Source organism: Pseudomonas sp. GW460-12-10-14-TSB1 (assembly GCF_017349775.1).
In the GTDB taxonomy this organism is placed as follows: domain Bacteria; phylum Pseudomonadota; class Gammaproteobacteria; order Pseudomonadales; family Pseudomonadaceae; genus Aquipseudomonas; species Aquipseudomonas piscium.
Window position 1 is genome coordinate 1 of record NZ_JACNAC010000096.1, and the last position, 13,063, is coordinate 13,063.

Annotated in this window: 11 protein-coding genes and 1 pseudogene; all 12 read left to right on the top strand. The window is 64.5% G+C overall.

Going from position 1 to position 13,063, the window contains the following annotated elements; all coding sequences use genetic code 11:
* Positions 1-111 precede the first annotated feature (111 nt).
* Positions 112-1,005, top strand: a complete 894-nt coding sequence (iolE, locus tag J4D52_RS29660) for a myo-inosose-2 dehydratase (RefSeq protein ID WP_063429925.1) — start codon at positions 112-114, stop codon at positions 1,003-1,005.
* Positions 1,002-1,826, top strand: coding sequence for a 5-deoxy-glucuronate isomerase (gene iolB / locus J4D52_RS29665; RefSeq protein WP_063429926.1), 825 nt, complete (start codon positions 1,002-1,004; stop codon positions 1,824-1,826). The genes iolE and iolB overlap by 4 nt, the downstream gene beginning before the upstream one ends.
* A 44-nt stretch (positions 1,827-1,870) precedes the next feature.
* Positions 1,871-3,370: a CoA-acylating methylmalonate-semialdehyde dehydrogenase gene (locus J4D52_RS29670; RefSeq protein ID WP_063429927.1), complete on the top strand. Its 1,500-nt coding sequence runs from the start codon at positions 1,871-1,873 to the stop codon at positions 3,368-3,370.
* 35 nt (positions 3,371-3,405) lie between these two features.
* Complete coding sequence (locus tag J4D52_RS29675) at positions 3,406-4,227, top strand: TIM barrel protein (protein ID WP_063429928.1); 822 nt, start codon at positions 3,406-3,408, stop codon at positions 4,225-4,227.
* A gap of 141 nt (positions 4,228-4,368) precedes the next feature.
* Positions 4,369-6,303: a 3D-(3,5/4)-trihydroxycyclohexane-1,2-dione acylhydrolase (decyclizing) gene (gene iolD / locus J4D52_RS29680; protein WP_063429929.1), complete on the top strand. Its 1,935-nt coding sequence runs from the start codon at positions 4,369-4,371 to the stop codon at positions 6,301-6,303.
* A 34-nt stretch (positions 6,304-6,337) separates the two neighbouring features.
* Positions 6,338-7,348, top strand: a complete 1,011-nt coding sequence (locus J4D52_RS29685; RefSeq protein WP_063429931.1) for a Gfo/Idh/MocA family protein — start codon at positions 6,338-6,340, stop codon at positions 7,346-7,348.
* Between the two features lie 274 nt (positions 7,349-7,622).
* A complete protein-coding gene (locus J4D52_RS29690) occupies positions 7,623-8,483 on the top strand; it encodes a sugar phosphate isomerase/epimerase family protein (protein ID WP_063429935.1) in 861 nt (286 codons plus the stop codon).
* 204 nt (positions 8,484-8,687) lie between these two features.
* Positions 8,688-9,746, top strand: coding sequence for a Gfo/Idh/MocA family oxidoreductase (locus J4D52_RS29695; protein WP_102677790.1), 1,059 nt, complete (start codon positions 8,688-8,690; stop codon positions 9,744-9,746).
* A gap of 130 nt (positions 9,747-9,876) precedes the next feature.
* Positions 9,877-10,062, top strand: coding sequence for a hypothetical protein (locus J4D52_RS29700; protein ID WP_102677789.1), 186 nt, complete (start codon positions 9,877-9,879; stop codon positions 10,060-10,062).
* A 54-nt stretch (positions 10,063-10,116) separates the two neighbouring features.
* Positions 10,117-11,043, top strand: a complete 927-nt coding sequence (locus tag J4D52_RS29705; RefSeq protein WP_102677788.1) for a sugar ABC transporter substrate-binding protein — start codon at positions 10,117-10,119, stop codon at positions 11,041-11,043.
* A 70-nt stretch (positions 11,044-11,113) separates the two neighbouring features.
* Positions 11,114-12,694 (top strand): sugar ABC transporter ATP-binding protein, encoded by a 1,581-nt coding sequence (locus J4D52_RS29710; RefSeq protein ID WP_102677804.1) that lies wholly within the window; start codon positions 11,114-11,116, stop codon positions 12,692-12,694.
* A 70-nt stretch (positions 12,695-12,764) separates the two neighbouring features.
* A pseudogene (locus J4D52_RS29715) lies at positions 12,765-13,063 on the top strand (ABC transporter permease); the annotation flags it as partial.

A 13,063-nucleotide genomic window follows, 5' to 3' on the forward strand; every position in this document is an offset into this window, starting at 1 on the left:
GCGCTCGATCGCAGCCTCGCCAGGGCTCGGCAGCGGCTACAGCGGCTACAGCAGTGGGTACCAGGCCGGGAATTTTTCAGAACGCTTTAGAAAACAATAAAAGGTGCAGCCATGCCCGCAATCCGAATTGGCATCAACCCGATTTCCTGGAGCAACGACGACCTGCCATCCCTCGGTGGTGAAACGCCTTTGAGCACGGCGCTGAGCGAAGGCAAGGAGATCGGCTACGAAGGTTTCGAGCTCAACGGCAAGTTCCCCAAGGACGCCAAGGGCGTCGGCGATGTGCTGCGGCCTTATGACCTGGCGCTGGTCTCGGGCTGGTATTCCAGCCGCCTGGCGCGGCGCTCGGTGGCCGAGGAGATCGACGCCATCGCCAGCCATGTCCAGCTGCTGGCGCAGAACGGCGCCAGGGTGCTGGTCTACGGCGAGGTCGCCGACTCGATCCAGGGCCAGCGCATTGCTCTGGTGGAGCGTCCGCGTTTTCACAGCGAACAGGCCTGGCAGGAGTACGCCGACAAGCTCACTGAGCTGGCGCGTTTCACCCTGTCCCAGGGCGTGCGCCTGGCCTACCACCACCATATGGGCGCCTACGTCGAATCGCCGGCGGACATCGATAAGTTGATGAGCCTGACCGGCAGCGAAGTCGGCCTGCTGTTCGATTCGGGCCACTGCTACATGGGCGGCGGCGAACCGCTGGAAGTGCTGTGCAAGCACATCGGGCGCATCTGCCACGTGCACTTCAAGGATGTGCGCAAGCCGGTGGTGCAGCTGGCGCGCAACAACCTGTGGAGTTTCCCCGACTGCATCATCAACGGCACCTTCACCGTGCCGGGGGATGGCGACATCGATTTCGCCGCGCTGCTGGACGAGCTGCTGGCCGCCGATTACCAGGGCTGGCTGGTGGTGGAGGCCGAGCAGGACCCGGCGGTGGCACCGAGTTACATCTACGCCAAGAAGGGCTACGACACCCTGCGCGCGCTGCTCGATGAGAGGACTGCACCATGAGCCTGCTGGTAAAAAGCGCGGCCAAGGGTCGGACCATGGTGCAGTTGGCCGAAGGCCGATTGAAGTACGTCGGTTTTGCCGCCTACCGCCTGAGCCTCGGTGAAAGCCTGCCGCTCAGTGCCGGTGATAAAGAGCTGTGCCTGGTGCTGCTCAGCGGCCGCATCGGCATCCAGGGCGAGGCGCCGGGGCAGGGCGCGTTCGGCTGGGACAACCTCGGCGACCGGCAATCGGTGTTCGAGGACAAATCGCCCTTCGCCGTCTACCTGCCACCCGGCAGCCAGGCCCAGGTCACGGCCCTGAGCGATGTGCAGATCGCCGTCTGCGCCGCTCCCGGCGCTACTGCAAACAGCTCCGCCGCCAAGGGCCTCGGCCCCCGGCTGATCCTTCCTGCGAGCATGAAGCGCAGCGTGCGCGGCAAGGGCGCCAACACCCGCTATGTGTGCGACATCCTGCCGGACAGCGAGCCGGCTCATTCGCTGCTGGTGGTGGAGGTGCGCACGCCGTCCGGGCATTCCTCCAGCTACCCGCCGCACAAGCACGACACCGACGACCTGCCGCACCAGAGCTTTCTCGAAGAAACCTATTACCACCAGGTCAACCCACCCCAGGGCTTCGTGTTCCAGCGGGTCTACACGGATGATCGCAGCATCGACGAGGCCATGGCCGTGGAGCACGGCGACCTGGTGGTGGTGCCCAAGGGCTACCACCCGGTCAGCGTGCCCTATGGCTACGAGTCCTATTACCTGAACGTCATGGCCGGGCCCAAGCGGGTCTGGCAGTTCCATAACGATCCGCAGCACAGCTGGCTGCTGGATCTCTGATTTCCAAAGTCTGATTTCCAACCTTCGAATGGAGAACAAGAATAATGAGTGACGCCCCGGTAATCGGCCATTACATCGACGGTCAGGTGCAGGACAGCGGTGAACGTTTCGCCAATGTGTTCAACCCGGCCACCGGCCGCGTGCAGGCCCAGGTCGCCCTGGCCAGCCAGAAGACGGTGGACGATGCCGTTGCTTCGGCCATGAAGGCCTTCCCGGCCTGGTCCGAGCAGTCGGCGCTGCGCCGTTCGCGGGTGATGTTCAAGTTCAAGGAACTGCTGGACCGGCACCACAACGAACTGGCAGAGATCATCACCCGCGAGCACGGCAAGGTGCTGTCCGACGCCCGCGGCGAAGTGACCCGCGGCATCGAGATCGTCGAGTTCGCCTGTGGCGCGCCGAGCCTGCTGAAAACCGATTTCAGCGACAACATCGGCGGCGGCATCGACAACTGGAACCTGCGCCAGCCCCTGGGCGTGTGCGCCGGGGTCACCCCGTTCAACTTCCCGGTGATGGTGCCGCTGTGGATGATCCCGCTGGCCCTGGTCAGCGGTAACTGCTTCATCCTCAAGCCGTCCGAGCGCGACCCGTCCGCCAGCCTGCTGATGGCCCGCCTGCTGACCGAAGCCGGGCTGCCCGATGGCGTGTTCAACGTGGTCCAGGGTGACAAGGCGGCGGTGGACGGGCTGTTGCAGCACCCGGACATCGAAGCGATTTCCTTTGTCGGCTCGACGCCGATCGCCGAGTACATCCACCGGCAGGCCACCTCCCGCGGCAAGCGCGTGCAGGCCCTGGGCGGGGCGAAGAACCATATGATCGTGATGCCCGATGCCGACCTCGACCAGGCCGCCGATGCGCTGATCGGCGCGGCCTACGGCTCGGCCGGCGAGCGCTGCATGGCGATCTCCATCGCCGTGGCGGTGGGCGATGTCGGTGACCGGTTGATCGAGAAACTGCGGCCGCGCATCGACCAGCTGAAGATCGGCAACGGCATGCAGGGCGACAGCGACATGGGGCCGCTGGTGACCGCCGAGCACAAGGCCAAGGTCGAAGGTTTTATCGACCAGGGCGTGGCCCAGGGCGCGCAACTGCTGGTGGACGGCCGGGGCTTCAAGGTGCCGGGGGCAGAGCAGGGCTTCTTTGTTGGCGCCACCCTGTTCGATGGCGTGACCACGGAGATGAGCATCTACCAGGAGGAAATCTTCGGCCCGGTGCTGGGCATCGTCCGGGTGCCGGATTTCGCCAGCGCGGTGGCGCTGATCAACGCCCATGAATTCGGCAACGGCGTGTCCTGCTTCACCAGCGACGGCGGTGTGGCCCGGGCCTTCGCCCGCAACATCAAGGTCGGCATGGTCGGCATCAACGTGCCGATTCCGGTGCCCATGGCCTGGCATTCCTTCGGCGGCTGGAAGCGCTCGCTGTTCGGCGATCACCACGCCTACGGCGAGGAAGGCCTGCGTTTCTACAGCCGCTACAAGAGCGTGATGCAGCGCTGGCCGGACAGCATCGCCAAGGGCCCCGAGTTCAGCATGCCGACCGCCAAGTAAAGCCCTTCAATCCGTTGCCCTGGAGAACAAGAATAATGAGCCAGCCCCTGCGTTTCGCCCTGAATCGTATGGTTGCCCCACGTTTGACCCTGCCGGCGTTCATCGAACTGGCGGTGACCTTGAAAGCCGATGCCATCGAGATCCGCAATGACCTCAAAGGTGTGGAAATCGAAGACGGCACGCCGCCACAGCAGGTGCGCCAGTTGTGCGCGGCCCACGGCATCCAGGTGCTGTCGATCAATGCGCTGTATCCCTTCGATGTCTGGAACGACGAGCGTCGCGCCCAGGCCCTGAAGCTCGCCGCCTATGCCCGCGACTGCGGCGCCCGCGGCCTGGTGATGTGCCCGCTGAACGACCGCGCCGATGCCCGCAGCGAAGCCGAACGCGCCGCCGGCCTGCGCACTGCCTTGACGCAGCTGGCGCCGATCCTGCGCGAGCACGGGATTCTCGGTTTTATCGAGCCCCTGGGTTTCGAGGAGTGTTCCCTGCGGCGCAAGCGCACGGCGGTGGAGGCGATCCGGGCCATCGGCGGGCTGGATGTGTTCCGCCTGGTGCACGACACCTTTCACCATCACCTGGCCGGCGAGCAGGAGTTCTTCCCCGAGCTCACCGGGCTGGTGCATATCTCCGGGGTCGAGGATCGCGAGGCGCCTCTGGCGAGCATCCGCGACGGCCACCGGGTGCTGGTGGGCGAGGGCGACATCCTCGGCAACGCGGCGCAGATCGAGACCCTGCTCGAGCGCGGCTACAGCGGCCACCTGTCGTTCGAACCCTTCGCCGACAGCGTGCACGGGCTGGCGGATATCCAGCGGGCGATCGGCGCGAGCATCGACCACCTCAAGCACGCCCTGGCCTGATCTGTAGCCGCTGCCGCAGGCTGCGATCGCGACCGGAGGGCGCGCAAGGCCTCAGGATCGCTGAAGGCCTTCGGCCTTATCGCAGCCTGCGGCAGCGGCTACAGAACAGCAGCAACCTTCACCCTATTCAAAGGTGCAGACATGACTACGACACGACTGACCATGGCCCAGGCCCTGGTGAAATTCCTCGACAACCAGTACGTCGAGATCGATGGGGTGCAGAGCAAGTTCGTCGCCGGGATCTTCACCATCTTCGGCCACGGCAACGTGCTCGGCCTGGGCCAGGCCCTGGAGCAGGACAGCGGTGAGCTGGTGGTGCATCAGGGCCGCAACGAGCAGGGCATGGCCCACGCCGCCATCGGCTTCGCCAAGCAGCACCTGCGGCGCAAGATCTACGCCTGCACCTCGTCGGTGGGCCCGGGCGCGGCGAACATGCTGACCGCCGCGGCGACCGCCACCGCCAACCGCATTCCCTTGTTGCTGCTGCCCGGCGATGTTTACGCCAGCCGCCAGCCTGACCCGGTGCTGCAACAGATCGAGCAGTTCCACGATCTGAGCATCAGCACCAACGATGCCTTCAAGGCCGTGAGCAAATACTGGGACCGCATCAACCGCCCCGAGCAACTGATGACCGCGGCGATCCACGCCATGCGCGTGCTCACCGACCCGGCGGAAACCGGCGCGGTGACCCTGGCCCTGCCCCAGGATGTGCAGGCCGAGGCCTACGATTACCCGGATTACTTCCTGCAAAAACGCGTGCACCGCATCGAACGCCGGCCGGCCAGCGCGGCCATGCTCGAGGATGCCGTGGCGGCCTTTGCCGGCAAGCGCAAGCCGCTGATCATCTGCGGCGGCGGGGTCAAATATTCCGGGGCCAATGAGGCGCTGCAAGCCTTTGCCGAGCGCTTCGGCATTCCTTTCGCCGAAACCCAGGCCGGCAAGAGCGCGGTGGTTTCCAGCCACCCGCTGAACCTCGGCGGCATCGGCGAGACCGGTTGCCTGGCGGCCAACCTGCTGGCGAAAGAGGCGGACCTGATCATTGGTATCGGCACCCGTTACAGCGATTTCACCACCGCGTCGAAGTCGCTGTTCCGCGCCGATGCGCAGTTTCTCAACCTCAATATCAGCCCCTGCGATGCCCTGAAACTCGACGGCGTGCAGCTGTTGGCGGATGCCCGGGACGGCCTGAACGGGCTGGCTGAGGCGCTGGCGCGCAGCGATTATCAGGCGGCCTGGGGCGACCAGATCAGCCAGGCGCGGGCGCAGCTGGACGCGGAGGTGGACCGGGTCTACCAGGTCGAATACCGCGCCGAGGGTTTTGTCCCGGAGATTAACGACCATATGGACCCGGCGGTGCTGCGCGAATTCATCGAGCTGACTGGCTCCTGCCTGACCCAGAGCCGGGTGCTGGGGGTGCTCAACCAGACCCTGGCCGACGACGCGGTGATAGTCGCCGCCGCCGGCAGCCTGCCCGGCGACCTGCAACGCAGCTGGCGCAGCAAGGGGGTCAACACCTACCACGTCGAGTACGGCTATTCCTGCATGGGCTACGAGGTCAACGCGGCCCTGGGGGTCAAGCTCGCCGAGCCCCAGCGCGAGGTCTACGCCCTGGTGGGCGACGGCTCCTACCTGATGCTGCATTCGGAGCTGGCCACCTCGATCCAGGAGCGGCGCAAGATCAACGTGGTGCTGCTGGACAACATGACCTTCGGCTGCATCAACAACCTGCAGATGGAACACGGCATGGACAGCTTCGGCACCGAGTTCCGCTTCCGCAACCCCGAAACCGGCAAGCTCGACGGCGCCTTCGTGCCGGTGGATTTCGCCATGAGCGCGGCGGCCTATGGCTGCAAGACCTACAAGGTGAGGACCGTGGAAGAGCTGCAGGCGGCCCTGGCCGATGCGCGGACCCAGAGCGTGTCGACTCTGATCGATATCAAGGTCCTGCCCAAGACCATGATCCACAAATACCTGTCCTGGTGGCGGGTCGGGGTGGCGCAGGTGTCCACCAGCGCCCGTACCGATGCGGTGGCCAGACAACTCAATGAACGCCTGGCCAAGGCCCGGCAGTACTGATTGCTCTCAAACGAACAACAACAGGAGTAGCACCATGTCTTTGAAACTGGGCGTCATCGGTACCGGGGCCATCGGCCAGGACCACATTCGTCGTTGCAGCCAGACCCTGCTGGGCAGCCAGGTGGTGGCGGTCACCGATATCAACCTGGAGCAGGCGGCGAAGGTGGTGGCCGAGTTGAAGATCGCCGCCGAGGTGTATCCCGATGGCCACGCGCTGATCAAGGCGCCGGAGGTCGAGGCGGTGCTGGTCACCTCCTGGGGGCCGAGCCATGAGGAGTTCGTGCTGGCCGCCATCGCCGCCGGCAAGCCGGTGTTCTGCGAGAAGCCGCTGGCGGTGACCGCCGCCGGCTGCCGCAAGATAGTCGAGGCCGAGGTGGCCCACGGCAAGCGCCTGGTCCAGGTGGGCTTTATGCGTCCCTACGATTCCGGCTACCGCGCCCTGAAGGCGGTGATCGACAGCGGCCAGATCGGCGAGCCGCTGATGCTGCACTGCGCCCACCGCAACCCGCGGGTCGGCGAGAACTACAAGACCGGCATGGCGATCACCGACACCCTGATCCATGAGCTGGACGTGCTGCGCTGGCTGCTTGCCGACGACTACGTGTCGGTGCAGGTGGTGTTCCCGCGCAAGTCGAGCAAGGCCCTGGCCCATCTGAAAGACCCGCAGGTGGTGCTGTTGGAAACCGCCAAGGGCACGCGCATCGACGTCGAGGTGTTCGTCAACTGCCAGTACGGCTACGACATCCAGTGCGAAGTGGTGGGCGAGACCGGCATCGCCAGGTTGCCGGAGCCGTCCCAGGTACAGCTGCGCAGCGAGGCCAAGCTGTCCAACACGATCCTGATGGACTGGAAGGACCGCTTTATCGCCGCCTATGACGTCGAGTTGCAGGCCTTTATCGACGGCGTGCGAGCGGGGCAGGTGGGTGGCCCTTCGGCCTGGGACGGTTATGCCGCGGCGGTGGCCGCCGATGCCTGCATCGAGGCGCAGAACAGTGGGCAGATCGTCAAGGTCGCGCAACCGCCGCGCCCGGCGTTCTACGGCTGAATGCTGATTTTGTAGGAGCGAGGCTTGCCCGCGATGGACGTTAACGATGACGCGTATTTTCTGGATAAACGCGGCGTTCTCAGGTTCATCGCGAGCAATCGAGCGTCGACCGGCCGCTCCTACAGGGTGCATAGCAACTTTGTAGCCGCTGCCGAAGGCTGCGATCGCGACCGAAGGGCGCGCAAGGCCGCAAGATCGCTGAAGGCCTTCGGCCTTATCGCAGCCTGCGGCAGCGGCTACAGGCCAACACTTGAGATTCGGGGAGAACAATAAAATGCGTATCGCACTGGACCCCTACATGTACCGCCACCTGCCGCTGGGCAAGATGACCGACAAGGCCGCCGAACTGGGCTATGAGTACATCGAGCTGTCGCCCCGTGAGGATTTCCTGCCGTTCTACAAGGCGCCCCGGGTCGACCGGGCGCGGATCAAGGAGTTTCGCAAGGCCCTGGGCGACAGTGGCGTGCAGCTCTCGTCCTTGTTGCCGATGTACCACTGGGCCGCCGCCGACGAAGGTTTGCGCGTGGCGGCGGTGCGCAACTGGAAGCGGGCGATCCAGATCGCCGTGGAAATGGACTGCGAGCTGGTCAACACCGAGTTCACCGGCCAGTCGGACAACCCGCTGGTGTGCGAGAACCAGTTCATGCGTTCCATGGACGAGTTGATCCCGGAGTTCGAGCGCGAGGGCATCAAGCTGGATATCCAGGCCCACCCCTATGATTTCTGCGAGCGCAACAACGAGTCGGTGGACATCATCCGCGGCTTCGACCGGGACTGGATCAACTACCTGTACGCGGCGCCGCACACCTTCTTTTATGACGACGGCAAGGGCGACATCGCCTCGATGCTCAAGTACGCGGGCAGTAAGCTCAGCCATCTGATCATCGCCGACACCTACAACCACAAGGCGTCGTCGAGCCTGCGCTATATCGTCAACCCGCCGGGTGTCACCGCCACCGTGCACCAGCATCTGGACATCGGCCAGGGCGAAGTGGACTGGACGGCGTTCTTCGATACCTTGCGCGAGATCCAGTTCGACGGCATCGCCACGGTCTCCGTGTTCGCCTGGGAAGACCGCCCGGACGAGTCCAACCGGATGATGCTGGAACGGGTCAGCAGCGAGCTGTGCCGCTGACATAAACACAGCCGCCTGTAGCCGCTGGCGCAGCCTGCGATCGAGGACAACGTCCTCGCAAAACCTGGCGGCACGGATCGAACTGAAAGACCGCATGTGCCGTGATTGCGACCACTGCGTGGTCGATCGCAGGCTGTGCCAGCGGCTACATCGGCTACATCGGCTACAGCAATACGGCGGGTTCTATATAAGGAGGGCTTTGCGATGCGCATTGGTTTAGTGGGTTACGGCCATGGTGGCCGACATTTTCACGCGCCGCTGATTGCCAGCCTGCCCGGCGCGACCTTCGTCGGGGTGGTCACCCTGTCGGCCGAGCGCCGGCAGCTGCTGGCGGCGGAGCATCCCGGGGTACCGGCCTTCGACAGCATCGAGCAACTGGTGGCGGCCGGGATCGACGGACTGGTGATTTCCACCCCGTTGGAGGGCCGTGCGGCGCTGGTGCTGGAAGCCATTGAGCGCGGTGTCCCGGTGGTCAGCGACAAGCCCTTCGCCAGCGACGTGGAACAGGCGAGGGCGCTGATCGACGCCGCTGCAACCCGCCGGGTGCCGCTGAGCCTATACATGAACCGGCGCTGGGACTCGGACTTCCTCACCCTGCGCAAGCTGATCGACAGCGGCGCCCTGGGCAGCGTCAGCCGCTTCGAGTCACGGGTCGAGCGCTATGTGCCGCAGGCCGTGGGCAATACCAGTGGCGGCGGGTTCCTGCGCGACCTTGGCAGCCATCTGGTGGACCAGGCCTTGCAGCTGTTCGGCCCGGTGACCCGGGTCTATGCCGAGTTGCAGTACGCCGCCCAGGCGCCGACCTGCGACTATGGGTTTTTCCTCGCCCTGAGCCATGCCAACGGCGTGGTTTCACATTTATCCGGTAGTTGTCTGCAGAACTGCCAGGGGCCGCGGTTCCGGGTCAGCGGTTCGGCCGGCAGTTATACGGTCGAGGGCCTGGACGGCCAGGAGGAGGCGCTGGTCGCCGGCCTGTCGCCGCAGACCGAGGGCGAGCGCTGGGGCGTCGAGGAACATCGGCGCTGGGGCTGGTTCGAGCAAGGCGAGATCCGTGAGCGGATAGCCTCCGAGCGGGGCGACTGGTTGCAGTTCTATAAACGCTGGCAGGCGGCGCTGCAAGGGCAGGGGCCGCTGCCGGTGACGCCAGCCGAGGCCCTGGCTACCACCCGCGTACTGGACGCCGCGCGCCTGAGTTGGCGCCAGCACCAGGTGGTGGAAATGGCCGATTTCCGGTTGCAGAATGAATTTGGAATAAAATTCTAAAATGAGTTGATATAGAAATTATTTTCCAATAAAGTCGTTTCCAGGTTGCCGACTAGCAGGGTTCTCGCACCGACCTCAAGCCCGCCTTGAGCCGAGTGGAACCCGCCAACAAAAACAACAGGTACCGTCGATGAAAACCTTCAGTTCCGCTTTGCACCTGCTTCGTCGCGCATTATTGCGCCGCCGTCCGCTGTCTCGCCAAACACCTGGGCACACCCCCGTCTTCCAGTCCCTGGTCCGCCTGCTTTGCGTCGAACGCAAGGGCGCGCTGGTGTGCTGCATGCCCGGCGCGCCGATCGTGCGTCTGCCTCACTGAGTGGTTTCTGCGCCTTATCCATAAAACCTACAAGAATGTGGAGAAAGACCTTTCATGAAAACCAAGACCCGTTTTGCCACGCTCGCCCTGTCCCTGTTGCTGGGTAGCGGCTCGGCGTTCGCCGACCTGAAGATCGGCGTGAGCATGTCGCAGTTCGACGACACCTGGCTGACCTACCTGCGCGAATCCATGGACCAGAAAGCCAAGTCCCTGCCGGACGGCGTCACCCTGCAGTTCGAGGATGCCCGGGCCGATGTGGTCAAGCAACTGAGCCAGGTGGAAAGCTTTATCAGCCAGAAGGTTGACGCCATCGTGGTCAACCCGGTGGACACCGCGGCGACCCGCAAGATCACTGAGGCGGCGGTCAAGGCCGGGATTCCCCTGGTCTACGTCAACCGCCGTCCGGACGACCTGAACCTGCCCAAGGGCGTGGTCACCGTAGCCTCCAACGACCTGGAGGCCGGACAGATGCAGATGCAGTACCTGGCCGACAAGATGGGCGGCAAGGGCGAGGTGGTGATCCTGCTGGGCGACCTGGCGAACAACTCCACCACCAACCGCACCAAGGGCGTCAAGGAAGTGCTGGCCAAGTACCCGGGGATCAAGGTCGAGCAGGAGCAGACCGGGATCTGGCTGCGGGACAAGGCCATGACCCTGGTCAACGACTGGCTGACCCAGGGCCGCAAGTTCGATGCGGTGGTGGCCAACAACGATGAAATGGCCATCGGCGCCGCCATGGCGCTGAAACAGGCCGGGGTGGAGAAGGGCAGCGTACTGATCGCCGGGGTCGACGGCACGCCCGACGGCCTGCGCGCGGTGCAGAAGGGCGACCTGGCGGTCTCGGTGTTCCAGGATGCCAAGGGCCAGGCCGACGGCTCGATCGACACCGCGGTGAAGATGGCCAAGCATGAGCCGGTGGAACAGGCGGTGTGGGTGCCTTATCGCCTGATCACCCCGGAAAACGTCGCCCAGTTCAAATAAGCGCGTCCGTTCCGTCACAACAATAAGCCGACGGGGTGGCCCGGCTGCCCCGCGGATGGAGTACCTGATCATGTTCGCTTCAGCGACTGCTTCGAGCATCCCGGCGACGGCTGTGCAGCCCGCCGTCCAGTCTGCCCAGCCTGTGTCTGAACAGCAGCCCTACCTGCTGGAAGTCATCAATGTCAGCAAGGGTTTTCCCGGGGTTGTCGCCCTGTCCGATGTGCAGCTGCGGGTGCGTCCCGGCACGGTGCTGGCGCTGATGGGGGAGAACGGCGCGGGCAAGTCGACCCTGATGAAAATCATCGCCGGGATCTACCAGCCGGACGCCGGCGAGCTGCGGCTCAAGGGCCAGCGGGTGAATTTCGAGACGCCGCTGGCGGCCTTGCAGGCGGGGATCGCGATGATCCACCAGGAACTCAACCTGATGCCGCACATGAGCATCGCCGAGAACATCTGGATCGGCCGCGAGCAGCTCAACGGCCTGCATATGATCGATCACCGCGAGATGCACCGCTGCACCGCGCTGTTGCTGGAACGCCTGCGCATCAACCTCGACCCCGAGGAACAGGTGGGCAACCTGAGCATCGCCGAGCGGCAGATGGTGGAGATTGCCAAGGCGGTGTCCTACGACTCCGACATCCTGATCATGGACGAGCCGACCTCGGCCATTACCGAGAAAGAGGTGGCGCACCTGTTCTCGATCATCGCCGACCTCAAGGCCCAGGGTAAGGGCATCATCTATATCACCCACAAGATGAACGAAGTGTTCGCCATCGCCGATGAAGTGGCGGTGTTCCGCGACGGCGCCTACATCGGCCTGCAACGGGCCGACAGCATGGACAGCGACAGCCTGATCTCGATGATGGTCGGCCGCGAACTGAGCCAGTTGTTCCCGGTGCGCGAGAAGCCCATCGGCGAGCTGCTGATGTCGGTGCGCGACCTGCGCCTGGACGGGGTGTTCGAGGGGGTGTCCTTCGACCTGCACGCCGGGGAGATTCTCGGCATCGCCGGGCTGATGGGCTCGGGCCGCACCAACGTGGCCGAGACGATTTTCGGCATCACCCCCTGCGACGGCGGCGAGATCCGCCTCGACGGCCAGCCGGTACGCATCAGCGACCCGCATATGGCGATCGAAAAGGGTTTTGCCCTGCTGACCGAGGATCGCAAGCTCAGCGGCCTGTTCCCCTGCCTGTCGGTCCTGGAAAACATGGAGATGGCGGTGCTGCCGCACTATGCCGGCAACGGTTTCATCCAGCAGAAGGCCCTGCGCGCCCTGTGCGAAGACATGTGCAAGAAGCTGCGGGTCAAGACCCCGTCCCTGGAGCAGTGCATCGACACCCTGTCCGGCGGCAACCAGCAGAAGGCCTTGCTCGCGCGCTGGCTGATGACCAACCCGCGGGTGCTGATCCTCGACGAACCGACCCGCGGCATTGACGTCGGCGCCAAGGCCGAGATCTACCGGTTGATCGCCTACCTCGCCGGCGAAGGCATGGCGGTGATCATGATTTCTTCGGAACTGCCGGAAGTGCTGGGCATGAGCGACCGGGTGATGGTCATGCACGAGGGCGAGCTGATGGGCACCCTCGACCGCGGCGAAGCGACCCAGGAGAAGGTCATGCAACTGGCTTCCGGGATGTCCCTGGTCCACTAGCCGGCAAACGTATCAAGGCCGCCGGCGAGGAGTGTTCGCCGCCGGCCACACAAGAAGAAGGTGAAGGCTTATGAACGCGATACTGGAAAACAAACCCGCGGCGGCGCCAGCCAGGACGCGCCGGCGCCTGCCCACCGAACTGAGCATCTTCCTGGTGCTGATCGGCATCGGCCTGGTGTTCGAACTGTTCGGCTGGATAGTGCGCGACCAGAGCTTCCTGATGAACTCCCAGCGCCTGGTGCTGATGATCCTGCAGGTGTCGATCATCGGCCTGCTGGCCATCGGCGTGACCCAGGTGATCATCACCACCGGCATCGACCTGTCGTCCGGCTCGGTGTTGGCGCTGTCGGCGATGATCGCCGCCAGCCT